We start from the raw sequence: 24,466 nt of genomic DNA, 5'->3' as shown, positions 1-24,466 counted from the left end.
AAGCGTGCGATGAGAGCGAGCGTTATCGTCGTATCGGTCGTCGCGGCCTCCATCCTCCTCGTGGGCGGGTGTTCGACGACGGAAGAGCGTCTCGGTACGCAGCCCCCGGCGACGGGGCCTTCGTTCATCGAGCAAGACGCCGCGGCCGAGGCGGAAGCTTCGGCGCCCGCAGACACGCTCGTCTCCTATTGCCCTTCGAATCAGTGCCCGACGGGTTGGACGAATTGCCCGAACTCGGAATTTCCCTGCGACGTGAACTTGCTGACGGACCGCAACAACTGCGGTGCGTGCGGCGTCGTTTGCCCGGAGCTGACGTTCCGCGAACGCTACGAATGCGTGGACGGCCAGTGCGTGATGTCGTGTCGAGTGTCGCCATTGACGCTCGATTGTGACGGCATCCCCGACAACGGCTGTGAGGCCTCCCCTCTCTCGAACGACCATTGCGGTAGCTGCGCCGTCAAGTGCACCGACCCGGACAAGCCTTGCGTCGATCCTGGGTGGAAGGGCATCTATTCGTGCGGTTGTCCTGATGGACAGCTGAAGTGCGGCGACTCTTGCATCGACCCGAGCAACGACGATTCGAATTGCGGCGCCTGCGGCGTTGAATGCGATTGGGCGGGTGGCAAAGGCGACCTCGATCCGAATCTGAATGCCTACTACGGTTGCGTGGCCGCGAAATGCGACCAGCTGAAGTGCTACCCGGGCTGGGACAATTGCGACGGCGACGAAACGAACGGTTGCGAGACGCCAACGACGACGAACGACAACTGCCAAACCTGCGGCCACAAGTGCGATTCCGGCACGCAATGCCGAAGTTCCGTCTCCAACAACCTCAGCATGTGCATGTGCGGGACGGGCAAATCGTTCTGCCCGCTCGACGTGACGTGTACGGGGCCTAACTGCTCCGGGGATTGCTACGATTTCTCGACCGATCCGAAGAACTGCGGTGCGTGCGGAGTCGCGTGTGGATCCCGCGACTCCACCATCATCGGAATGTGCGTCAACGGCAACTGCCGGGCGAAGTGTGTCGACGGCCGAGCGGATTGCAACGGCAACGAGCAAGCCGACGGATGCGAAGTCGACACGAATAGCGATCCGCGCAACTGCGGAGGTTGCGGAATTGTCTGCAATGCCGTCGCCGGCCAGGCGTGCGTCGGTGGTCGTTGCGTGGTCGAGCCGTGCCCCGCGCCGGATGCCGGGAGCGGACCCCAATGAAACAGCATGAACGGAGTACGGCCGTGAGCCTGGCGAAGAAGCTCGTGAGCTGGCAAGCGATCACCGCCTCTGGGGTCCTCGTTGCTGCCGCCGCATGCGCCTCGAACGAGTCGAATGTCGACAGCCTCGGTACCGACGCGTCGGTGATCCCCGTGCCGGTGGACGCGGCCGTCGACGCCTCTGAAGACGCGCCCGCTCCGGACGCCGCTCCTTGCGCGGACTGTGATTGGTTCCCGAGTGACTGCGGGGCGGATGCGCTTTGCCCGAATGGTCCATACGAGCCGAATACGGCCGGCGGTCCGCTCGATGTGCGGCGGGGCATCAACGTGATTCGTGGTCGCGGCCCTTCGGACGTCTGGGCCGCGGGAGCGCTCGGGTCGCTCGCTCACTTCGACGGCACCACGTGGACGCGCTCGGACCTCGGGACGAAGAACACGCTGCGCGGGCTGTGGCTGCCGACGTCGGGCGAAGTCGCGATCAGCTCCTTCCAGCTGACCTTCACGCGTTCGATCGACATCGACGGGGGCGCTCCGCCCTCGGCCGGTGGCTGGACGCCGGTCGTCCCCGGATACACGGGTGAAGAGCGACGCTTGGGCGATTGGATCGTCGAGTTCCGATCGGCGTGGGCAGCGCCGGACGCCGAATGGTGCTGGATCGCGTCGGTTAGCACCGTCTCGTTGGACATTCCTGGCGTGTGGCGCATGCGCCGTTCGCCGGACAGCGTCCTCTGGGCTCAATCGGCGATCGGTGCCGCCTGCACCGTCGAAGGATGCAGGTACGTCAACGGCGTCCACGGAGCTTCGAAGGACGCACTGTGGGCTGTCGGCGAAAGTGGTTCGGCCGTCTTCGTGACCGATGCCGACGGCGAAACGCCGAGCGCGAAGGGCTCCAATACGCAGACGAAGAACTCGCTCAATGCCGTTTGGGCCGCCTCGTCGTCGGATGCCTGGGCGGTCGGCGCGGCCGGCACGATTCGTCACAATACCGGCGATCTCACGCTCTGGGAGGTCGTCGCGAACGTGCCGACGACCGAGGATCTCCATGCGATGTGGGGCACTTCGTCGAGCGATATCTGGGCCGTCGGTGAGCACGGCGTGGTCCTCCACTACGACGGCAAGAGCTGGTCGCGCGTGAAGGTCGCCGGCATTGGCAATCGGCGTCCGAAGCTCACCACGGTTTGGTCTTCGGGGCCGGGCCACGTCTGGGTGGGTGGAGACGGCGTCGTTCTTTCCCTCGGAGGACAACCGTGAGGGCATCCTATCTCGTCTTCGGCGCACTCGTCTCGCTCGGCACGGGCGGCTTGCTCGTTGCCTGTGCCACGTCGTCGAACGATCCCGGAGTGGCGCCGCTCGACGGTAGTTCGGTGGTCGTTCCTGAAGCTGCCCCCACGGTCGATGCCGACGCCGATACCGCGGTCGTTCCCGACGGTCACGTCGAGCGTCCGACGTGCAGCGCCGCGGGATGGTGCACGACCGTCCTGCCGGACGCCGACCTCTCGATGAAGGACATCTGGCCCGTCGGCAAGCATGCCTTCGCGATCGCCGAGAGCCCGACGCTTGGCGTGCGCGTCCTCCAGTGGAGCGACGACACGCAGAGCTGGAGCTACATCGACGACGGCACGCAGAACTTTGACGGCCTCGGAAACTACGCCGGGCGAATCTGGGCGCCGGACGAGAACGAAGTCTTCTTCGGCGTCGGACCGGGCTACATGTTCCACGGAACGCGCCCGACGGCGCCAGGGACACCCTGGACGTGGTCGAAGCAGAATCTCCAGCCGGCGAGCGACGCGGGCCCCGGCGATCCGTTCGCGGGATATCCCAACGACCGCTTCATGGGGATGAACTATCCGACCCTGGGCGTCTTTGGAACGAGCCGCGACGACGTCTATGCCTGGTTCCGGAATACGATCTATCGCTGGACCAGCAAGGCCGGCGGTGATCACGAATGGGTGGTCGACTACGTTGCCAACGACGTCGACGTGGATGGAGAGCAAATCTTCTTCCTCGGCGGTGCAGGCCTCTCCGCAGATGGGGTTTGGTTCTCGGGAGCACGTGCCCGGAAGTTTGTCGCGTGTCCGCTCCTGATTCGCAAGACCTCCACCGGCTATCGTCGCCTCGTCGACGGCCAATTCCCGGGCGACTTCTCGGACTGCGAAGACCGTCCCGACACGGTGAGGATCGGCGCTCGCGGTTGGCTCGTCGACATCAACGCCATCTCCCCGACCGAGGTGATCGGCCTGCATGAGGGGCGAGTGATCTCCCGCGTCTCGGACGAAGGCGGCAATACCACCTTCGTGCAGGCCGAGGTGGTCTACGATGTGAGCCCGAATCCCTTCAGCGGCTTGTGGTGGACACCCACCGACGTCTGGCTGAGCGGCAAGGGACTGCTGTTCCGAAGTGGCAGCGAGATCTGGGACGGCGGCGCCTTCGGCATCTCCACCATCGCGCTCGGCGAAGCCCCGTCCACCCGCCCCATCTACGAGATTCGGGGCACTTCCAATACCAACATTTGGGCCATCGGAGTCCGCTATGCGCTTCACAAGACGACTCCTTGATCATCGTGCAGTCGTCGCGCCGCTATTCGTCGGCTGTCTGCTTTCGGCCGCCCTGCTGACGAACTGCGCCTCGGACGATGAACCTGCAGCGTCGACCGACGGGATCGACGGCGGAAGCGATGCCTCGCGCGACGCTTCGTCGGCAGTGGTGGACTCCGGCGACGCCGACGCAACGGCGGACAGCGCCCTGCCGTGGTTCGACGGCGGAGCGGCCCCGGTCGTCTGCAGCACGCCGCCGTGTGCGACGGCGCTCGTGACCACCACCGCGCGCGACAAGAACGATTACGGCGAGGGCTACTGCGCCCTGCTCGACGACGGCACCGTGGCGTGCTGGGGAGCGAACGGCGCAGCCCAGCTCGGGCGAGGCGACGCGGTCACGATGGACAGCGCCACGCCGACCCGCGTTCCGGGGCTCAATGACGTCGTTCGGCTCGCGCACACCTGCGCGATCGACAAGAATGGAAAGGCGTCGTGTTGGGGCACGGGCCCGTTCCTTCGCGACGGGAGTGGTGCGCGGACCACCGAAGCCTCGCCGATCGAGTTGCCCTTCGATTCGGTGAAAACCATCGGCATCGGTGAAGAGGTCGGCTGCGTGCTCCTCGCCGACGGCGTCACGTGCTGGGGCAAGAACTCGAATGCGCAGCTCTCACCCCTGTCGACCGATCCCGCGTCGAAGGTGCTCGGCCCGAAGCCGATCACGTTGCCCAGCGGCGCGCCGGTTCGCGAGCTGTTCGTCGGCAGGGCGACCGTCGTCGTGCGTGACGACGGTTCGACCGCGAGCTGGGGCGCCGATCCCCCGCTGGCTCGTGTGAGCTCGCTCAGCCCCGACCCGTATCCGCGGCCGATGGCCCTCGCGAGCGTCACGTCGCTCGATCTCACGCGCGAGAGTGGATGTGCGGCCGTGGGCGGTATTGGCTATTGCTGGGGAACGTTGATCGGCGGAAATACCCCTTTCGATCACGCCATGCCCACTCCTGTGGTGGCCCCGGAGCCGCTCGTCGACATCTCGACGACGATCGCGCAGTCGCGGATGGAGTCCGAAGTGACCACGATTCGCCCGCAACGGTGGTGCGCCGTCGGTGCGTCCGGCGCGGTCTACTGCTGGGGATTGAACACGAGCGGGCAGGCGGGCGACGGCACCAAAGACACGGCCTATTCGGCCGTGAAGGTCTCGGGGCTGCCGGCTCCTGCCGCTCGCATCAAGGCGATGCCTGATTCGACGTGTGCGCTCCTGACGAACGGCAAAGTCCATTGCTGGGGCGCGAACTATTACGGACAGCTGGGGAATGGAAAACTCAGGGTCCCGAGCCTCGTGCCGCAAGAGGTCGTTCTGCCATGAATCGTCTGCTCTCCACTCGACGTCTGGTCCCGGCCGCATTCGGCATGGCGTTCGTAGCGACGGCGTTGCTCGCCGCGTGCTCGGACAGTTCGCCCAATGGATTCGGCGACGACAACAAAAGTATCGTGCCGGAGGCCTCGGTCGACGACTCGGCCGACGCTTCTAACTGCCAACTTCAATGCTCGCTCGACGGTCGCTCCGTCATCAGCACGTGCACGGGCGAAGTTCTCGAGACCTGTAGTGCCCAGACGGCGTGCGGCGCCGGGCGGTGCCAAGATCCGTGCTCCGCGGCCGCGGCCGACCGAAGCTCGAACGGTTGTGACTTCTATTTCCAGACGTCCCTGATGGACAAGGGGTGGGAGCACAGCTGTCACGCCGCGTTCATCGTCAATACCTCGCTGCAGCCCGCGAACGTGCAGCTCGAACTCGAGGGCAAAGTCCTCGACACTTCGAAATCCGTTTTCCAGACCAAGCCCGGAACTACCAAGTTCGAACCGCATACCGGCGCGATCGCTCCTGGCGAGAGCGTTATCCTCTTCGTCTCCGACACGAAGCCGGGCACGCCCATGAATTCGGCTAGCCATTACGTGGCATGTCCTCTCGGAACGACGCCGGCGAACTACGACGACACCGTGCCGGACATGACAGGCGTTGGCGCTTCGCTCCACCTGACGTCGGACGTGCCCGTCTCGCTCACGTCGATGTTTCCCTTCGGCGGCGCAGCCTCCTACCATCCAGCGGCCACGCTCGTGCTTCCCGTCGCCACGTGGGCGAAGGAGCACATGGTCGTCGACGGGTGGTCCGCCAGCGCGTCGGGGGTTCCTGGCACGCAGATCGTCGCGTCCGAGGACGGCACGGACGTCACCATCGTGCCGACCGTCGATATCCTCGACGGTCATGATGTCGTCGGTGTCGCTGCGCGCAAGTCGGCAACCTACCGTATCGACCGGGGGCAGATCCTGCAGATCGCCCAGGGCGAAGATCTCACGGGAAGCATCGTCACCTCGACGAAGCCGACGACCATCTTCGGCGGCAACACGTGCGCGAGCATTCCGACGGGCGCCGGAGCTTGCGACATGCTGTTGCAACAAATCCCGGCATTCGAACAGTGGGGCAACGAATATGTCGGCGTGGCCTACCGGCCGCGTACGCGCAACGAGCACGAGCCGGTGCCCTATCGTATCGTCGCGGCGCGTGACGGCACGCGACTCGACTACGATCCCGAGATTCCGCCTGGGGCTCCCACGACTCTGAACGCCGGCGAAGTCGCGACCTTTCTGCGCGGCACGGGCGACGCGTTCGTCGTGCGCACGCAGGACGTCGAACACCCGATCTACGTGTCTGCGCACATGACCGGTGGCAACGGAGACGGGAATACCGCGCCGAACTTCGACAGTTCGGGCGATCCAGAGTTCGTCAACGTCGTCCCTGCGAAGCAGTATCTGAACGCGTACAGCTTCTACGCCGACCCGACCTTCGCCGAGATCTCGCTCGTCATCGTGCGACGTGTGACCGACGGTCCGAACAAGCACTTCGAGGACGTCTGGCTCGAATGCGCGGGCACTCTCGAGCGATGGAAGCCCGTCGGAACGCGCGGCGAATACGAGTTCACGCGCGTCGACCTCGCGCGGTCGCGAGGACCCGGCGAGACGTTCGGGGACGGCGGCTCGGCGACGACCTGCATGGCGGGGCTCCAGCGCATGCGCAGCAATGGTCCTTTCACGGCGACCATCTGGGGTTGGGACTACTTCTCCAGCTACGCCTATCCGGGCGGCCAGGCGCAGCGCAAGCTCGTCAACACGTCCCTCATCGTCCACTGAGCCCCTGTCTTTTGCCTACCGGCGTCGTTCGCCGAGCGCGTGTCGTGGTGGCGTGCAAATTGGGTTCGTGCAGCGGTAGCCGAGTCGCCATGTCGACCTCTTCGCGCGATGGTCAGGCCACGAAGCACGCGATCTCCGCGCGCACGGAGACGTTCGAAATCCTCGACCGGCATTTCGGAATTCGCGTGCCCGCCGATTCACGGCTCGAGTTGCCCGGCGCACCCTGGCCTTACTGAGCGCAGATTCCAGATTCGATGATGGGAAACCGGCGACCGGAAGACGGTTGGTACGCGGGCGTTTTCCGGCTTTCGCCTCGCAGCTCGCGCTCACTAGAGCGAGCGTGATGGCGTCCGCAGAAGGCGCCTCGCGCGCTCTTGCGGTGTTTTGCAGCGCGCCGTCGAGGTCGCTTGGGGATCGTTGGGCGAGTGCGAGATTGGCGAGCAGGCCCGGCGATTCTGGATTGTATTCGACAGCACGTTTGCCCACGACGACGGCGTCGGCTCCGCGACCCAGGAACATGACCGTGTGAGCTTCCTCGCGTGTCACGTAAGGGGGGGCACGGGTGAATCTTGTCGGCTCCATCGAAGGTCACGCAAGCCGCCTGATTCTCGGCGAGCGCTTGGTCGCTTTTGCCGATGAACGGAGCGGTTCCTTTCCCGACGGGCAACTTCTTGACCCGTGCGATTCGTCCATCGCCTCGACTCATCACGCGAATCAGTGATGGCACGGCGCGTGCTGGTGCTTTCGTCGAGGATAGGTGCCGCGATGTACGAGCTGGTTCGCGATCTTGCACTCTGGACCGGAGCTGCGGGCTTGGTCTCGAGCCCGGTTGCCCTTGCGGGCTGCACGCCTGCGCGTAAAGCGAAGCCGAGTGTTGCCTCGGCTCCGGGCGCCATAAAGGTTTCGTTCATCACGGGGGGGAAGGGCGAGCTCGGCGAGAGCGCCGTCGCGACCAAACGCGACGACGCTGTGGTCGAGAAAGCGCTCGGAGGCTCTCACCATCAGACACTCCTCTTCGAAAGGACGGACGGACTCATGCGAAGCCGCGCGCAGCGAGCGTGCGCCTGCGGGCGCCACTACGACATCGAGGCATGGGCTGCACTCCCCTTGATCACGCGACTCACGGCCGACGACGTTGCGGCCCTCGTGAGTTCGTGGCCTGCGCACGTGGTCATCGAAGTTCGCGCTTGTGCGAGGTGCAGCCGTCAGTGCTCTCGCCTGGTGGAACGCAACGAGGCCATCGCAGCGTGATGCTGCGCCGACAACCCTGCACGACGCGCGCGAAAACCAGCATTTCGTTGAGGTCCGTGGCTGATTATCCCATGTGCGGGATAGTTCTTCCAGACCGAGGCCTCTAATTCGAAGAACGGGACGATCGTATCCCTAATGCCATGAAGACGGCGCGTGACGGTCGCCTCGGTGGCGCCCGAACGCGAAGCCATCCACCGGCTCGAGACGGGCGGGATCCTGGTCGGCGATCGCGTCGATATCGAGCTCGATGTCCAGGGCGTCAGGGCCGCCGCCCAGAGCGCCGTGTGAGGGGCGCTTCCAAACCGACACCAGTGTTCTCAACGAAACGAGGAACCATCATGAATGCCATCGCTCGAAAGCTTCCCACCGTTGCGCGCATCGGCCTTGGGCTCCTGTTTGCCCTCATGGGCCTCAACAAGCTTGTCCCGTTCTTGCCGCAGCCGCCGATCTCGGGGCCGCCTGCGGAGTTCTTCGGTGCGCTCATGGCGACGGGCTACATGCTCCCGCTCCTCGCGGTCACCGAGGTCGTCTCCGGCCTCATGCTCCTGTCGGGGAGATTCGTTCCGCTCGCGTTGACGCTGCTCGCGCCGGTGATCGTGAACATCGTTGGCTTTCACGTCTTCCTGGCGCATGGCGGCTTCGCTGTTCCGCTGATGGTGCTCGGTCTCGAGGTTTACCTCGCTTGGGCACACCGTGACGCGTTCGCCCCCATGCTTCGTATGCAAGGCCTGCCGCGCGCGGCGAAGGCCCGTGTCGGGGAACGAGAGGATCTCTTCGTTGCGGAGGCGCGCTGAGGAGAACAATCGCGGCCTTCGAGCTGGACTCGGGGGCCTGCATCACCCGCCCGGCGGTGAGCCGGACCGAACAACCCACAATCATCGAAGGAGAGAGTCATGTTGGCACACCAAATTGAAACTCCCGTTCGCGAAGTCCTGTACCGAACGCGCGGACACACGCGTGGCCCCATCACGCGGCTCGTGAGCCCGTCGGACCTTGGCGAGCTCATGAAGCCCTTCGTCTTCCTCGATCTGGCCGTATTCGAGGGCAACGAGCGGATTCCGATGGACCAACTCTGGCATCCGCACTCCGGCATCGCGACAGTAACCGTGATTCTCGACGGTGCCGTACGTGTCGCCGAGACGACAGGCACGGACGAAGTCCTCCCAGCTGGGAGCATCGAGTGGATGCGTGCAGGAAACGGTGTGTGGCACACCGGACAAGCGCAACCCGGAGACGTGAAGGTGTTCCAGCTCTGGGTCGCTCTTCCCCCCGAGCTCGAAAACGGCCCCAGTCAGAGTCACTACGTCATGCCCGACGAGGTACCGACCGACGGCCGCGTCCGCGTGATCCTCGGAACCTACGACGGCATGACGAGTCCCATCGCGGCGCCGCCGATGATGACGTACCTCGTCGTGAGACTTCTGGACGGCGAGCGCTGGACGTTCACTCCGCCGAAGGGCCACGACGTGGCCTGGGTCGCTGTCGGCGACGGCGCCTTGCGGACAGTGAGGGCCGACATTCCAAGCGGGGAGGTCGCTGTCTTCGCCAAAGGTTCGGAGCCGATCGATTTCATCGCCGACGGACCTACGCGCTTCGTGCTCGGCTCGGCGCGAAAGCATCCGCACGATCTCGTCCTTGGGTACTACTCCGTGCACACGAGCGGGGAAGCACTCGAAGAGGGCGAGACCGAGATCCGGCGCATCGGTGCGGAGCTCGAGGCGAACGGGACCCTGCGCCGTCGGGTCCGCATCTGAGCCGAATCCCCGCAGCGACTTCACACTCCGCACATCGAGCGCGCAAACGAGACAGTCGAGGCTGATATCCGGTCGGCCGCCACCCGCAAGACAAGAGGAGATTTGTCATGAGAGGTCTGAAGAACAAGATCGCCATCATCGCCGGCGCTGCGCCGGGAAACATCGGCGGAGCGACCGCCGTGCGGCTCGCTCAGGAGGGGGCGACCGTGGTGGTCGCCGATCTGAACGAATCGGCTGCCCGGCTCATCGCCGACGAGATCCGCGCCGGCGGCTGGAAGGCGACTTCGCGACGACTCGATATCACCGACGAGACGTCGTACAAGGACCTCGTCGACTTCACGGTCAACGAGCACGGGCGGCTAGATGGCTTGTTCAACGTGGCCGCCGATCTCTCCCAGAACACCGTCGGACGTGACAGCGACGTCATGACGGTACCGATCGACGTGTGGCGACACACGATCGACGTGACGCTCACCGGGTACATGCACGGCGTCCGGCACGCCCTGCCCATCATGATCAAGCAGGGGGGTGGTGCCATCGTCAACACGATGTCGACGGCGGTTTGGATGGGCGAGGCTCGACGCGTTGCCTATCAATCCGCGAAGGCCGCGCTCTACGGGCTCACCCGCCACACCGCCACCCTCGGAGGCAAGCATGGCGTCCGCTGCAACTCCGTCGCTCCCGGGGTGATCCTCACGCGCGCCGCGCTCGAGGCCACCACCCAGGAATATCGCACCGAGATCCTCGCGTCGGTGCGGTCCCCGCGACTCGGCGTCCCCGAGGACCTGGCGGCGATGGTGGCCTTCCTCTTCTCCGACGACGGCGCCTACGTGAACGGCCAGACGATCGTCGTCGACGGCGGAGCCAACTTTACCTGAGGGAACGACCATGCTCGGGTCGGAGGAACCGAGGCGCCTCGCACGAGCACCCGACCAAAGGCGGGTGCCGACCAAAGGCGGGTACCGCAGCACTCTCGCGTACCGTACGGTCCTCGAGTCGCTGCCGAGGTACTGCGCCCCGGCACTCACAGGAGAAGAACGATGAAGAATCCGATTTGGGACTCGAAGGACTGCGCGCTCGTGCTGATTGAGTATCAGCCCGGCGTCTTGGACTTTGTCTACGGCAAGGACAAGAAAGTCATCGAGCTCAACGCGCGCACGCTGGCCACAATGGCTCGCCGGATGGAGATCCCCGTCGTCCTCAGCACCGTCGCGGTCAAGATGGGAGTCGATCAACCGACGATCCCCTCGCTCAAGGCGGAGTTGCCCCACGTGAACGAGATCGACCGTACGTCGATGAATGCGTGGGAGGACGAGGCGTTCGTCGCCGCAGTCAAGGCAACGGGCCGCAAGAAGCTCGTGATGGGGGGGATCGTCACGTCGACGTGCCTGACCTTTCCGGCGGTGCACGCCCTCTCGGAAGGCTACGAGGTGACCTTCGTCGAGGACGCCGTGGGCGACCGTTCGAAGGAAGAGCACGACATGGCCGTGATGAGGCTGATCCAGGCGGGCGCCGTTCCCAACGACACGGTCGCGATCATCACCGAGTGGTTCCGCGATTGGGCGTCGCCCCTCGCTCAGCACGCGCGGGAAGTCTTCCCGGAGTACCTGGTCGAGATCAACACGATCAAGGGGCACCCGCTGCCCCGTGGGCAAGGAAAAACCAGAAGGTGGCCTGAATCACGCCGCACGAGTTGCTCGCCAGCGCGCCGCGGCCTTCCCTGTGTTGCAGGTTCGCAGGTTCGCAGGTTCGCAGGTTCGCAGGTTCGCAGGGGCGCCCGCGTGCGCGCGGTTCGCGCTGCTGCTTCAGTCGCCGCGAGCGGGAGCTCGTTCAATCCATCGAAGCAAGAATGCCAACCTTCATCGAAGAAGTTTCCACCATGACGTCACTCAAGAAAGTGCTCTACACTGCCAGGGCCCACACCAGGGGAGGCCGCGAGGGCGCCTCTCGCACCGACGACGGACGCCTGTCCGTTACGTTGTCGCCGCCGGGCACGGCGGGAAACGGCACCAACCCGGAGCAGCTGTTCGCCGTGGGCTGGTCGGCGTGTTTCCTGAGCGCCATGCAGCTCGTCGCCAGGAAGATGAAGGTCGCCTTCCCGGCGGACACCGCCGACGACGTCGAAGTCGACCTGTGTCTGACGGGCGACGCCTTCTCCCTTCAAGCGCGTCATACGGTCCGTCTGCCCGGCGTGGAGCCGGACATTGCGCGAGCCATTGTAGATGCCGCACACCAGACGTGCCCGTACTCCAAGGCGACGCACGGCAACATCGAGGTCGTCACGAACGTAATCACGTGATCGGAATGAGCCCTTCGAAGTCGCTCGTGTCGTCGAATGGAGACGAACGCATGGATCAGATACCTCGGCGCCGCGAAGTTCCGCGTGGGAACTCGAAAGGCACGGCGGTCGTGACTGGCGCTTCCTCTGGGATCGGGCGCGTCTACGCCGAACGGCTGGCACGCCGCGGTCACGATCTCATCCTCGTGGCGCGCGACCGACCGCAACTCGAAGCTCTTGCCATTCGGCTTGCTCACGAGACGGGACGCTGCATCGAGACCGAGACCGCCGACCTGAGCGACAAGGGCGATCTCACCCGGATCGAGGCCTTGCTGAGCAGTGACCCGAAGGTATCGCTGCTCGTCAACAACGCCGGCGTGGGAGCACCGGCCTCGTTGCTCGACTCGGACGCCGGGGAGCTCGCGCGGATGGTCGACGTCAACGTCACGGCGGTGATGCGGCTGACGCGCGCGCTCCTACCGCAGTTCCTGAGCCGAGGATCGGGTGCGTTCATCAACATTGGCTCGATCCTGGGCATCGCGCCCGAAGTGGAGAATGCTGTCTACGGGGGCACCAAGGCGTTCGTCTTGGCCTTCAGCCTCGCGCTGCACAAGGAGTTTGCGCAGCGCGGAATCCACTTCCAAGCCGTGCTGCCGCGGCAGAACAACATGGGCGCAAACGACCTCGTCGATGCGGCACTGATCGGGTTCGACGGGGGCGAGGTGGTGACCATTCCATCGCTACCCGATGTGTCCGATTGGGAAGGGGATGAGGTGGCACGCCAGCACCGCATGCCGAACCGGTCGCTCCGGGGGCCAGGGGCTCGCTACCGGTCGGCTCCCGCCGACATCGCAGGCACCGCCTCGAAGCCCCATGGGCGCGAGCCGGAGGAGTCTGCTCATCTCTGAAGAAGTCAATCATTGGCGGCGCAAGTTCATGCTTACGCTGGTTACTCTCGAGAAGCGCTGCCGCCCGCCCTCGCCCGAAGAAATGGCGCAGCACGACTTCTGTTCTCGGCGCTGGGGTCGAGAGAACGGGGGGTAGCCATTTGACCCCGCGGGCAACGGGATGACCCACCTGCTCTCGGCGTTGGCGCATCATCACGCATGTGCCGCGGGATTTCCCCTCGGCACGAAGCGTGCTCAGCCGACCCGCACCATGAGCAAACGAGCACTCTTCCAGCGAGCTGAGAGGTCCTCCCAATGATCAGCACTACGCCGCCGGTCGTCATCGCGACAATCCGGTTCATGGTGGACGAGCTCGAACGCTGTCGAATTCGCGATCCCCTCGTTCTTCCGCATCTCGAGGCTCAGCTCGCAGACGAGTTCGAGCTCCTCGCGCGGGCACTTCGAACGCCCGCGACGACTCGGCAAGAGCATTGCCCGAGCATTCCGAGTGCGTGGGTAAGAATCTGACCCGATGGGCTAGATTTTCTACCAGTCTGAAGCCACCCGAAAATCGGATTGCGGGTGCTTGCGGCGATTCGGCGTATCGGGTGCGTGACTAGCTCTAGAGTTGCGGCAAGAAGAGGGACTGAGCCTTGGGAAAACAAGAGGAGTGCTGGCAGCGCATCGTCGAGGCCCTGCCTCAGGTGGTGTGGACGACGACGACAGCCGGAATCACAGACTACTTCAGTCCTCGAATGTCCGCCTTCACTGGCTTGGCGGCGGACGCTCTCCTCGGATGGGGCTGGCTCGAAGCCCTTCATCCGGACGACCGTGCATCGTCCAAGGAGAGCTTTGCCCGATTCATCGCCGATGGGAGCGAGTTTCGAACCGAGTATCGCTTGCGCAGATTCGACGGCGAGTACCGATGGTTCTCCTGTCACGGGACACCTCTTCGCGACGACACCGCCGAGATCGTCCACTGGGTCGGAACGTCGGTCGACGTGACCGACCACAAGCTCGCGGAAGAGGACGCGAAGCGACGACTCGAGACCACGCAGCACAGGCTTCGCGACCGTGAAGACCGTTTCCGCGCGACGTTCGAGAACGCGGCAGTCGGCATGGCCGTTAGCGGCCCCGGAGGCCGTTTCGTCGAGTGCAACCAGAAGCTTTGCGACATCCTTGGCTACTCGCACGACGAGATCATCGGTCGGCGCTTCACGGAATTCGGCGTCCCAGACGAACAGACGCTGGAGCTGGAGCGCCATGCGGCGTTCCTCCGAGGCGAGCTCACGACCTTCTCCCGAGACAAGCGATACATCCGGAAGGACGGCACCATTCTTTGGGCGAGCGTCTCGGTATCTGCGCTTGGTCGCGATGAGGACGGGAAGCCGAGCGACGTCCTCGCCATCCTCCAGGACATTTCGGCCCGCAAGGCGCTCGAGGAGGATCTCCAGCGCACCAAAGACCTTCTCGAGCTCGGCGTGCGGGGGTCGAAAGTCGCCATCTTCGACTTCGACATGCCGGACGGCAACATCGTGACCGCGCGCCAGACGATGGTCAACGTGTGGGAGACGCTCGGCTACGACCCAGCCAGTACGCCGGTGGAGTTCGTTCCCGGAGCGATCCTCGCGATCCATCCCGACGATCTCGGGCGCGTTCAAGCTGCGATTCACGAGTACTTGGCGAGCGGAAAGGGGGACTTCGAAGCCGAGTATCGGTGCAAGCATCGAGACGGCTCTGTAGTCTGGCGCATCGCGCGGGGTATGGCGTTCTGGGCGCCTGACGGCACGCCGACGCGTTTCATCGGCAGCTTCTTCGACGTCACCGACCGGAAGCGGATCGAGGAGCGGCTCCGAGAGAGCGAGCAGCGCTGGCGAAACCTCGCCGATACGCTACCGCAGTTCGTGTTCACGACGGGACCGGACGGTTTGGTGGACTATTTCAGCTCGCGCACGATGGAATACACCGGCCAGCCGATGAGCGAGCTCGTTGGTGCGAAATGGGCGAGCTTCATTCACCCTGACGACATCGGATACACGACGAAGGCTTGGCAGGAGGCCGTCGAGCAGCGGCGTCCGCACGAGATTCAGCATCGGATCCGCCGCAGGGACGGAGAGTATCGATGGTTCACGACACGGGCCGAAGTCATCCGCGATACTACAGGCCGGGTCTACAAGTGGTATGGCACGTGCACGGACGTTACGAACTTCAAAGCGCTCGAAAGCGAGCTGCGGCACGCAAACGAGCGATTGGATCTGGCAATTCGCAGCTCGAATTTGAGCATTTGGGAATACGACATTCCGGACGGCAACATCGCGCATGCTCGTGAGACCCTGACCAACGTGTGGGAGTCGCTCGGCTACGATCCCGCCGACGCGCCGCCCGCGGTGGCGATGGTCATTCACCCCGACGACCGCGCGCGCGTGGAAGACGAGATTCGCGCGTACTTGGCCGGCGAAATCGCGACGTTCGAAACGGAGCATCGCATAAGGCACCGCGACGGATTCTATCGTTGGACCCTCGGCCGTGGGGTCGCGTTCCGCGATCCCGCGGACGACGCCAAGGTGATTCGTTTCGTTGGCACCGGCGTCGACATTACGGACATCAAGCGCATCGAAGAGGACCTGCATCGCGCGCGTGAATCGGCGGAGGCCGCCAACCGAGCGAAGGACGAGTTCTTGGCCAACGTCAGTCACGAAATTCGGACGCCGATGAACGCGATCCTCGGCATGACCGAGTTGGCGCTCGACTCCGCGCGGACCGAGCAACAGAAGCAGCTCTTGTCGACCGTCAAGTCCGCGGCAAGAAACCTCCTCGGCATCATCAACGACCTGCTCGACTTCTCGAAGATCGCCGCGGGCAAGCTCGCCCTCGATGAGGTCGATTTCTGGGTGCGTGCCGAAATAGGCGACACGCTGCGCGCCCTCGCCGCGCGCGCGCATCGGAAGGGACTCGAGCTCATATGTCACGTCCACCCGGACGTCCCCGATGCGCTCTACGGCGACGCCGGTCGAGTGCGCCAAGTGCTCATGAACCTCGTCGGCAACGCCATCAAGTTCACGGCCCAAGGAGAGGTCGTGGTCGAGGTAGCGATCGACCCCGAGCGTTCGTCGACGGATCCTCGCAAGGACGTGGTCTCTCTGTCCTTCGAGATCCGCGACACGGGCATCGGCATCGCGCAGGACAAGCAGGTGGCCATCTTTCGGGCCTTCGAACAGGCGGACGCGTCGACGACTCGCCGCTATGGCGGCACGGGGCTGGGATTGACGATCTCCGCACAGATCGCTGCGCTCATGGGCGGGGTGATCACGGTAGAGAGCGAGCTTGGGCGAGGCAGCACGTTCACGTTCACGGCGCGCTTCGCGCGATCGCAGCAAACCGAGCAGCCCAGCATGGCGTCGCCCCGGATCCTCGAGGGCCTCGAGGTTCTCATCATCGACGACAACGAGACGAACCGCGGGATCCTCCTGGAGTGGTTCAAGAACTGGCGAATGCAGCCGACCGCCGTTGGTGATGCCAAGGCGGCATTCCGAGAGCTTTCGCAGGGGGAGAAGCGCGGCAGGCCGTACTCGCTCGTCCTCCTCGACGGACGCCTGCCGGATGTCGACGGCATCACGTTGGCGGAGCAGATTGCGGCTCAGTATGGATCCTCCAAGCGTCTCATCTTGTTGAGCTCGGACGACAACCCTCTTCTCGCGGCGCGCGCAAAAGAGGTGGGGATCCGCGCGTACCTCCTCAAGCCGACGCAGCAATCGGCCTTGCTCGAGACGATTTGGGTCGTCATGAGCACCACGACCCGCAAAGCCGCGGGAGGCCTCGTGAGCGAAGGGGAATCGAAAGACGCGGCGGCGGGTTCGCAGGTGGTGTCCACCCCGCTACGAATTTTGGTCGCCGAAGACAACGAGCTCAACGCCGCACTCTTGGAGACGCTCTTGCGCAAGCGAGGGCACCGGGCCCAATTCGCGGAGGACGGAAGCGTGGCTCTGAAGCGCGCCCAGGAGTCGAAGTTCGATCTCGTGCTCCTCGACCTACACATGCCCGAGATGGACGGCTTCGAGGTGGTGCGAGCCATTCGCGAGCGCGAGCGCAGCACCGGGAAGCATCTCCCCATCATCGCCCTCACCGCTCGTTCGTCGAATCGTGATCGCGATCGATGCCTTGCGGCCGGTATGGACGACTTTCTACCGAAGCCTATCGAGGCAGAGGCGCTGTGGGCCGCGCTCGCCCGCATCACGACGCAGTTTTCTCCAACGACAGCCCGCGAGTCGCGATTGCTCGACCCGCGCGCCATCTTGCGTGCATGCGCGGGTGACCCTGACGTCTTCGACCGACTCCGCGAGGTGTTCCGCAAGGCCCTCCCCAATCACCTGGCGCGCGTCCGAGCGCCGCTTCTCGAGCACGACCTTCCACGCCTCGCCGAGGCCGCGCACAAGCTCTATGGAACGCTCGGCGCGTTCTCGACGATCGCCGGTGCATTGGCGCTGACCGTCGAGGATGCAGCCAAGCGCGAGGACTCCGAGAGGTGCTCGGATCTCGTCGACCAGCTCGACGCCATGTGCGCCGAGCTTTTGGAAGACACGCGTGGGCTCACGATGGACGATCTCCGCTTGTAGTGGACTATCGGTGATGTCGGCGGCGTGGATCACGCGTGCGGTCGCACCATCCCTCGCATGGGACAGCGCGCCGTTCTCAGAGCTCGGATGCGGGCGGCACGGTCCGTGTGCCTACTCGCGGATGCCAGTTCCGCTCGCCGGAGTAACGTCACTCGACGGAGTCGTCTTCGTCGGATGACACGAGATGCGTGACGTGAATGCCGAGCCCACGGAGTTTCGAGCGCATCGTCTGACGAGCAATGCCGAGGATTCGCGCGGCTTGGCGATGATTGCCCTTCGTGAACTCGAGGACGCGGGGCAGGAGCACCTTGTCGAGCTCGCGATGCGTCGTGAGATAGAGGTCCGTCGCCGTCGCCGTGAGCTCTCGACTGATGAAGGCGTCGATGTCCAGGCCTCCGCTCGGCGGGACGGAGCGAGGTGCCGCAACACCGAGCTCGGGGAGGAAATTCGGGAGCAGCACGTTGCCGCTCGCGCGGAGGAGCGCCTGTTTCACGACGCTCTGGAGCTCTCGAACATTGCCCGGCCACGAATAGGCGCGGAGACGATCGAGCGCCTCGGGCGCAACAGCACGCACGTCCTTCCCGAACTCGCGGCTCGCGCGCGCGAGAAAGTGACGCGTGAGGACTGCGAGATCTTCACCACGTTCGCGAAGCGGCGGGAGATGGACCGTGCAGACGGCGAGGCGATAGTAGAGGTCCGAACGGAACTTGCCCTCTGCCGCCAGCGCGCGCAGATCGCGGTGCGTCGCCGCGATGATGCGCACGTCCGTGCGAACGGTCTCGTTGCCTCCGACACGCTCGAACGTCTGTTCCTGCAGCAGTCGTAGAATCTTGGCCTGAAGGGCCAGCGGCATGTCGCCGATCTCGTCGAGCATGATCGTGCCGCCGCTGCACTGCTCGAACTTCCCCACGCGGCGCCGGTCCGCGCCGGTGAATGCACCCTTCTCGTGGCCGAACAGCTCGCTCTCGAGCAGGCTCTCGGGGATCGCGGCGCAGTTCAAGGCCAAGAACGGCGCCCTGGCTCGCGCGCTGTGCTGGTAGACAGCGCGCGCCGCGAGCTCCTTGCCCGTCCCGCTCTCGCCGCTGATCAACACCGGCACGTCTTGCGCGGCCACGCGACCGATCGCCTTGAACGCTTCGAGCATCGTCCTGCTCGTTCCGACGAAGGCACTGTCTGAACCGTCGTCCCAGCTCTCGCCACGTAGCACCACGGGCGATTGCATGCGCTCGGCGACCTCCAACGCTTCGCCGACGACGTCGTCGAGTTGCTGCAGATCGAGCGGCTTGTGCAGGTAGTTGAACGCGCCCTGCTTCATCGCTTCGATCGCGGTGTCCGCAGTCGTCGCTGAAGTGATGAAGATGACGGGAATGCGGGCATCGATCGCTCGGATCTGCTCGTACACCGCCAGCCCTGATTGATCGGGCAGACGAAGGTCGAGCAGGATGACGTCGGGCGGTGCCGTTCTCACTTGCTCGATGCCCGCTGCGCCGGTGGCGACCGGAATGACCTTGTGCTCCGGAGCAGGAAACGATTGACGGACCTGTTCCAATACGAACTCCAGGTCGTCGTCGATCAAGAGAACGTACGCCATGCGATGGCGTGAATCTTACGCGGGAAGTCGTCGTCCCCGGGCGGTTTTCGCTTGCCGGTAGAGCTCGGCACTTCCCAGACGACGAACGGCGGATGGGAACACGATCTTCCCGCTTGGTCAGTTTCGTGCCCGCGCTTGCCCATGCTCGCCGCCAGCGACCGCTCGGCCGCGAAGCCGTCTGTCCCGGGAAAACCGATGGAAGCGATGCGTGTGCTCGTGCTGGCACGACTCGCGCAAAGGCCGACGTCGCCAACTTCGCTCGGAGACATGAAATGAACCGCACACGCACGCTCGGCGCCATTGGCCTCCTCGCTCTCGCTTCGGCTTGCGCGCCATCGCTTCCTGCGTCGACCACCGTAGGCACGTCCGCGCAAGGCGCCGGAGCCAGGACCGAGGCCCGGAACGAACGCCCTCGCGATACCAAGGCCATCCGTCCGTTCCGCGCCAACGTTCAAGAGGACGTGCTCGTCGATCTGCGTCGGCGCTTGGCGGCGACGCGATGGCCCGATCGAGAGACCGTCGACGACCGCTCGCAAGGCGCGCGACTCGCGAAGGTTCAAGCGCTCGTGCAGTACTGGAGCACGGGCTACGACTGGCGAAAGGCCGAGGCGAAGCTGAATACCTACCCTCAATTCGTGACGGAGATTGACGGGCTCGATATCCACTTCTTGCACATCCGTTCTCGTCATCCGAACGCCATGCCGCTCATCATGACGCACGGCTGGCCAGGCTCGGTCTTCGAGCTCCTCAAGGTGATCGGTCCGCTCACCGATCCCACGGCGCACGGCGGACGCGCAGAGGATGCGTTCGATCTCATCATTCCCTCGATGCCGGGCTACGGCTTCTCCGGCAAGCCGCGGACGACCGGTTGGGGCCCCGACCGAATCGGCCGGGCGTGGCATGAGCTGATGGGGCGGCTCGGATACACGCGATACGTGGCCCAGGGCGGTGACTGGGGTTCGGTCATCGCGGACAAGATGGCGCGACAGGCGCCGCCCGGACTCTTGGGCATCCACGTCAACATGCCCGCGACCGTTCCGCCGGAAATCGCGAAGGCCCTCACGAACGGCGAACCGCCGCCGCCGGGACTCTCCGAGGCGGAGAAGACCGCGTACGCAGGGATGGACGCTCTCTACAAGAGAGGAGGCGGCTACGCCGGCATCATGGTGACCCGTCCGCAAACGATCGGCTACAGCTTCGCGGATTCTCCCGTCGGGCTTGCTGCTTGGTTTTACGACAAGTTCGCTGATTGGACGTACACGGGCGGAGAGCCCGAGCGCGCGCTCACGCGAGACGAGATGCTCGACGACATCACTCTCTACTGGGTGACGAACACCGGCACGTCGGGCGCTCAGCTCTACTGGGAGAACAACGCCAACAACTTCAACGCAGTCGACATTTCCATCCCTGCTGCGGTGACGGTGTTTCCGGGCGAGATCTACCGCGCGCCGCGTAGCTGGACCGAGCGCAGCTATCACAAGTTGATCTACTGGAACGCAGTCGACAAGGGCGGCCACTTCGCCGCGTGGGAGCAGCCCGAGCTCTTCAGCTCCGAGATCCGGGCCGCGTTCCGATCGCTTCGCTGAGAGCTCCCATGAACGCGAGACCACTGCGTCCTTCGATAACGCGGATCGGTCGGCATCGTGATCGGATGGGTGAGAATATGCCGAATGTCGCGCTGCTGACCTATCCCGACTCAGGGCATGGTTCGCTGTTTCAATAGTACGCCCACTTTGCGCGGAAGGGCGCCGACTTCCTCGCTTCTGACTCTACGTTCGCTTCGTATTGAGATCATATTTTAGTGATTTGATTTTTGCCTGATCGCAAACACATCTCTGTGGAGGCACCCTTGACGACGAGTCGCTCTACCTATCGTGCAATGCAGGTCGTTCGGCCTGGCAAGCTGGAAATGACCGAGAAGCCCCTTCTCCCTCCCCCCGCGGGGCATGTCCGTATACGCGTTGAAGCGTGCGGAGTCTGCCATTCGGATGCGGCTACCGTCGAGGGAATGTTCCCGATCCAGTGGCCGCGAGTCCCGGGACATGAGGCGGTTGGTCGTATCGACGCACTCGGTGAGGGCGTCGAGGGATGGGCCCTCGGGCAGCGAGTTGGTGTGGGGTTCCTCGGGGGCAGCTGCGGCCATTGCATCCCGTGTCGCAGCGGTGACCTCGTGAGCTGCCAGAACCAGGCCTATGTCGGAGTTCAGCACGATGGCGGTTATGCCGAGTTCATGTTTGCCAAAGCCACCGGGCTCATTTCGGTGCCGGACGCGTTGTCCTCAGCTGACGCCGCACCGTTGCTCTGCGCCGGTCTGACGACGTTCAGCGCTCTGCGCAACTCACCTGCGAAGGCGGGCGACCTCGTCGCCGTGCTGGGCATCGGTGGGCTCGGGCACCTCGGCATTCAGTACGCCCGGCACATGGGACTCGAGGTCGCCGCCATCGGCCGAGGCGCCGACAAAGCGGAGCTGGCGAAGAAGCTTGGAGCGCATCACTACATCGATAGCGCGACGGCGGAGCCCGCAAATGCGTTGCAGGCGCTGGGCGGGGCGGCGGTCGTGTTCGCCACCGCGTCCGCTGGGAAAGCTGCGGCGGATACGGTGAAGGGCTTGCGACCTCGTGGCGTCGTCATCGCTCTCGGCGCGACACCGGAGCCTATCGAGGTCCCATCACTCGACCTGGTACTCGCCAGCAGGAGCGTCGCGGGGGCCCTCACCGGCAACCCTGCGACGGGGGACGCGACCCTGAAGTTCAGCGTCCTGACCGGAATCGCGGCGATGATCGAGACGATGCCCTCGAGAGAGCCGCCGAAGCGTACGCAAAGATGATGTCCGGCAAAGCGCGGTTCCGCATGGTCCTCACCATGACGTGACCGGCGACGAGTTCGGAGACGATTGCTCGTTTTGAGATGGGGCCCAGATGACGACATTCAAAGATTTGTTCGAGGCCCAAAAGGCCTATTTTGGTACCAACGTTACGCGTTCCCACGAATGGCGAATCGAACAACTCGACCGGATGGGGCGCATGCTTGCCGAGAACGAGGCACGCTTGCAGCAGGCGGTCGCCGCGGACTTCAAGACCGCCCGACAGGAGTACGTTCTCGAGACCTTCGGGTCCATCGGCGAGGTCGAGTACCAGAAGAGCCAACTCAAGGAGTGGATGGAGCCGACCCCGGCGCCAGTGCCGCGTTTCCTTGCGAAGACGGGGCACAAGGCGGTCGTCTATCGCGAGCCCTACGGTGTGACACTCGTCATCGGGCCATTCAACGGTCCGCTGCTCCTCCTGCTTCGCCCTGCGCTCACAGCTCTGGCGGCCGGAAACACGTGCATTCTGAAGCTGAGCGCCGCAGTTCCTGCGAGCTCCGCGCTGCTCGCCGACCTCGTCCGGCAGTATTTCGATCCGCGCGCGGTCGCCGCGGTGGTCGGCGGTCGTGAGGAGACCACCGAGCTCTTGAAGCTGCCGTTCGACTTCATCTTCTTCACGGGCAGCACGCGCACTGGCAAGGTCGTTGCGCGGGCGGCCGCCGAGAACCTGACGCCTGTTCTCCTCGAGCTTGGCGGCCAGAATCCTGCTTTGGTCGACGAGACTGCCAATATCCCCGACGCCGCGAAGAAGATCGTTTGGGGCGCAATGGCGTGGGCGGACAGTGGTGTACGTCACCGGGCTATGCGTACGTCCACGAGTCCGTCGCAGAGGCTTTCATCGCCGAAGCCAAGAAAGCCCTGCTCGAGCTCTACGGGGAGGACCCAAAGAGCAACTCCGACTATTCGCGAATCATCAGCGCGCGAGAGGTCTCGAGACTTGCGGCGCTCATCGATCCCGCCAAAGTCGTCGCCGGCGGCAAGTCCGATCCTGAAGCCCGTTACCTCGACCCGACGGTCCTCTATCCCGTTTCATGGGAGGACAAGGTCATGGAGGATGAGGTGTTTGGCCCAATTCTGCCGATCCTCACGTACAAGACACTCGATGAAGCGCTGAAGCGCATCGCCGCGACACCGCGGCCGCTCGCTGGTTTCGTGTTCAGTCGAAATCAGCGGACGATCGACCGATTCATCGGCGAGCTGTCCTACGGCGGCGGCGCAGTGAACCAAGTGAACATTCACCTGTTCGTGGAGTCGATGCCGTTCGGGGGAACAGGTACGGCGGGCATGGGCCACTACTACGGGAAGTACGGCTTCGACATGCTCACCCACGCCAAGTCGATGCTCATTTCGCCCCCGACGTCGCGATCGACCATCTCTTCCCACCGTACACGGGGGAGAAGGACGAGGCTCTCAAAGGGTGGTTCGAATACTGAATTTCCTAACACTCACCGCACGATCGAGAGGAACACCATGATTGATTTGTTGAAACTGGCCATCGACGCTCACGGGGGGATGGAACGCTGGAATCGGCTGACGCGGGCTTCTGCCCAGCTCGCGAATGGAGGTGTCCTCTGGCCGATGAAGGGACAGGGGGAATTCGCGAAGCCCACGCGCGTCACCGTCAGCATCCATGAGCAGTGGGCCTCGCACGCGCCGTTCCTGGAACCCAATCTCAGGACGTCGTTTGCACCACATCGCGTGGCCATCGAGACGCTCGACGGTAAGGTCCTCGAGGAGCGCCTCAACCCGCGCGACTCCTTCCAGGGACACACCATGGAGACGCCGTGGGACCGAATCCAGCTCGCATACTTCGCGGGGTATGCGATGTGGACCTATCTGACGAGCCCCTTCTCGTTCGTCATGCCCGGCTTCGACGTCCGCGAGGTCGACGGCTGGAACGAAAACGGCGAGACCTGGCGCGGCCTGCGTGTGAAGTTCCCGCGTACCATCGCAACGCACTCGACGGAGCAGACCTTCTACTTCGGCCGGGACGGGCTCCTCAGGCGCCACGACTACGATGTCGAGGTGGCCAAGGGAGCGAAGGGGGCTCACTACGTCTTCGACTACCAGGAGGTCGCCGGGATCATGGTTCCCATGCGCCGCCGCGTGTACATGCCGGGACCCGATAACAAGCCGATGCCGGAACCGGTCATCGTATCCATAGATCTCAGCGACGTGCGCTTCGAATGAGCCGTGGATTTCGGGGCCCTCGCCCATCGTTCTTTTGGCGCCCCGAAATCCACGGTCGACGCAGGTGGTCGCCGCAGTAGGTCGCGGGAATGGCAGAGACGGCCACGTCCG

General features: G+C 64.4%; 19 protein-coding genes and 2 pseudogenes. 20 read left to right on the top strand and 1 reads right to left on the bottom strand.

Going from position 1 to position 24,466, the window contains the following annotated elements:
- Window positions 1-9: 9 nt before the first annotated feature.
- The 16 genes from AKJ09_RS02275 to AKJ09_RS02210 all read left to right on the top strand — a co-directional run bounded on the left by AKJ09_RS02275 (window position 10) and on the right by AKJ09_RS02210 (window position 17,711).
- Entirely contained in the window at window positions 10-1,215 is a 1,206-nt protein-coding gene (locus tag AKJ09_RS02275; protein ID WP_146645528.1) for a hypothetical protein, read from the top strand.
- On the top strand, window positions 1,212-2,465 hold the full coding sequence (locus AKJ09_RS02270; RefSeq protein WP_146645527.1) for a WD40/YVTN/BNR-like repeat-containing protein: 1,254 nt from the start codon (window positions 1,212-1,214) through the stop codon (window positions 2,463-2,465). The genes AKJ09_RS02275 and AKJ09_RS02270 overlap by 4 nt, the downstream gene beginning before the upstream one ends.
- Entirely contained in the window at window positions 2,462-3,769 is a 1,308-nt protein-coding gene (locus tag AKJ09_RS02265; RefSeq protein ID WP_146645526.1) for a hypothetical protein, read from the top strand. The genes AKJ09_RS02270 and AKJ09_RS02265 overlap by 4 nt, the downstream gene beginning before the upstream one ends.
- Window positions 3,744-5,108, top strand: a complete 1,365-nt coding sequence (locus AKJ09_RS02260; RefSeq protein WP_146645525.1) for an RCC1 domain-containing protein — start codon at window positions 3,744-3,746, stop codon at window positions 5,106-5,108. Before AKJ09_RS02265 ends, AKJ09_RS02260 begins: the two co-directional genes overlap by 26 nt.
- Window positions 5,105-6,928 (top strand): IgGFc-binding protein, encoded by a 1,824-nt coding sequence (locus AKJ09_RS02255; RefSeq protein ID WP_146645524.1) that lies wholly within the window; start codon window positions 5,105-5,107, stop codon window positions 6,926-6,928. The genes AKJ09_RS02260 and AKJ09_RS02255 overlap by 4 nt, the downstream gene beginning before the upstream one ends.
- An 89-nt stretch (window positions 6,929-7,017) precedes the next feature.
- Window positions 7,018-7,164 carry a hypothetical protein gene (locus AKJ09_RS52595; protein WP_169927184.1) on the top strand — a complete coding sequence of 49 codons (147 nt, stop codon included), beginning with the start codon at window positions 7,018-7,020 and terminating at the stop codon, window positions 7,162-7,164.
- 529 nt (window positions 7,165-7,693) lie between these two features.
- Window positions 7,694-8,179 carry a hypothetical protein gene (locus tag AKJ09_RS02250; RefSeq protein WP_146645523.1) on the top strand — a complete coding sequence of 162 codons (486 nt, stop codon included), beginning with the start codon at window positions 7,694-7,696 and terminating at the stop codon, window positions 8,177-8,179.
- Window positions 8,180-8,332: 153 nt separating this feature from the next.
- The gene (locus tag AKJ09_RS55470) at window positions 8,333-8,467 is read left to right on the top strand and encodes a hypothetical protein (RefSeq protein ID WP_275936603.1); all 135 of its coding nucleotides are present in this window, start codon (window positions 8,333-8,335) and stop codon (window positions 8,465-8,467) included.
- Window positions 8,468-8,517: 50 nt separating this feature from the next.
- On the top strand, window positions 8,518-8,973 hold the full coding sequence (locus AKJ09_RS02245) for a DoxX family membrane protein (RefSeq protein WP_146645522.1): 456 nt from the start codon (window positions 8,518-8,520) through the stop codon (window positions 8,971-8,973).
- Window positions 8,974-9,072: 99 nt separating this feature from the next.
- Complete coding sequence (locus AKJ09_RS02240; RefSeq protein WP_205633572.1) at window positions 9,073-9,933, top strand: pirin family protein; 861 nt, start codon at window positions 9,073-9,075, stop codon at window positions 9,931-9,933.
- A gap of 107 nt (window positions 9,934-10,040) precedes the next feature.
- Window positions 10,041-10,811: an SDR family NAD(P)-dependent oxidoreductase gene (locus AKJ09_RS02235; protein WP_146645521.1), complete on the top strand. Its 771-nt coding sequence runs from the start codon at window positions 10,041-10,043 to the stop codon at window positions 10,809-10,811.
- A 162-nt stretch (window positions 10,812-10,973) separates the two neighbouring features.
- A complete protein-coding gene (locus tag AKJ09_RS02230; RefSeq protein ID WP_146645520.1) occupies window positions 10,974-11,816 on the top strand; it encodes an isochorismatase family protein in 843 nt (280 codons plus the stop codon).
- Window positions 11,813-12,232, top strand: a complete 420-nt coding sequence (locus AKJ09_RS02225) for an organic hydroperoxide resistance protein (protein WP_146645519.1) — start codon at window positions 11,813-11,815, stop codon at window positions 12,230-12,232. The genes AKJ09_RS02230 and AKJ09_RS02225 overlap by 4 nt, the downstream gene beginning before the upstream one ends.
- A 50-nt stretch (window positions 12,233-12,282) precedes the next feature.
- Window positions 12,283-13,119 (top strand): SDR family NAD(P)-dependent oxidoreductase, encoded by an 837-nt coding sequence (locus AKJ09_RS02220; protein WP_146645518.1) that lies wholly within the window; start codon window positions 12,283-12,285, stop codon window positions 13,117-13,119.
- Between the two features lie 294 nt (window positions 13,120-13,413).
- Window positions 13,414-13,626: a hypothetical protein gene (locus AKJ09_RS02215; RefSeq protein ID WP_146645517.1), complete on the top strand. Its 213-nt coding sequence runs from the start codon at window positions 13,414-13,416 to the stop codon at window positions 13,624-13,626.
- 125 nt (window positions 13,627-13,751) lie between these two features.
- Window positions 13,752-17,711, top strand: a complete 3,960-nt coding sequence (locus AKJ09_RS02210) for a PAS domain-containing protein (RefSeq protein WP_146645516.1) — start codon at window positions 13,752-13,754, stop codon at window positions 17,709-17,711.
- A gap of 148 nt (window positions 17,712-17,859) precedes the next feature.
- Here the strand turns inward: AKJ09_RS02210 and AKJ09_RS02205 are convergent, their stop codons facing one another.
- Window positions 17,860-19,302 (bottom strand): sigma-54-dependent transcriptional regulator, encoded by a 1,443-nt coding sequence (locus AKJ09_RS02205; RefSeq protein WP_146645515.1) that lies wholly within the window; start codon window positions 19,300-19,302, stop codon window positions 17,860-17,862.
- A gap of 272 nt (window positions 19,303-19,574) precedes the next feature.
- Here AKJ09_RS02205 and AKJ09_RS02200 point away from each other — a divergent pair, with 272 nt between their 5' ends.
- The 4 genes and pseudogenes from AKJ09_RS02200 to AKJ09_RS54655 all read left to right on the top strand — a co-directional run bounded on the left by AKJ09_RS02200 (window position 19,575) and on the right by AKJ09_RS54655 (window position 24,355).
- Window positions 19,575-20,888, top strand: coding sequence for an epoxide hydrolase family protein (locus AKJ09_RS02200; protein ID WP_146645514.1), 1,314 nt, complete (start codon window positions 19,575-19,577; stop codon window positions 20,886-20,888).
- A gap of 293 nt (window positions 20,889-21,181) precedes the next feature.
- Window positions 21,182-22,173, top strand: a pseudogene (locus AKJ09_RS02195) (alcohol dehydrogenase catalytic domain-containing protein).
- Between the two features lie 47 nt (window positions 22,174-22,220).
- Window positions 22,221-22,877 (top strand): annotated as a pseudogene (locus AKJ09_RS55985) (aldehyde dehydrogenase family protein); the annotation flags it as partial.
- A 59-nt stretch (window positions 22,878-22,936) separates the two neighbouring features.
- The gene (locus AKJ09_RS54655; protein ID WP_275936601.1) at window positions 22,937-24,355 is read left to right on the top strand and encodes an aldehyde dehydrogenase family protein; all 1,419 of its coding nucleotides are present in this window, start codon (window positions 22,937-22,939) and stop codon (window positions 24,353-24,355) included.
- The last annotated feature ends 111 nt before the right edge of the window (window positions 24,356-24,466 follow it).

This window comes from Labilithrix luteola (assembly GCF_001263205.1).
GTDB lineage: Bacteria > Myxococcota_A > Polyangia > Polyangiales > Polyangiaceae > Labilithrix > Labilithrix luteola.
Note: the sequence above shows the minus strand (reverse complement) of the source record. Positions and strands in the feature narration are given on the sequence as shown.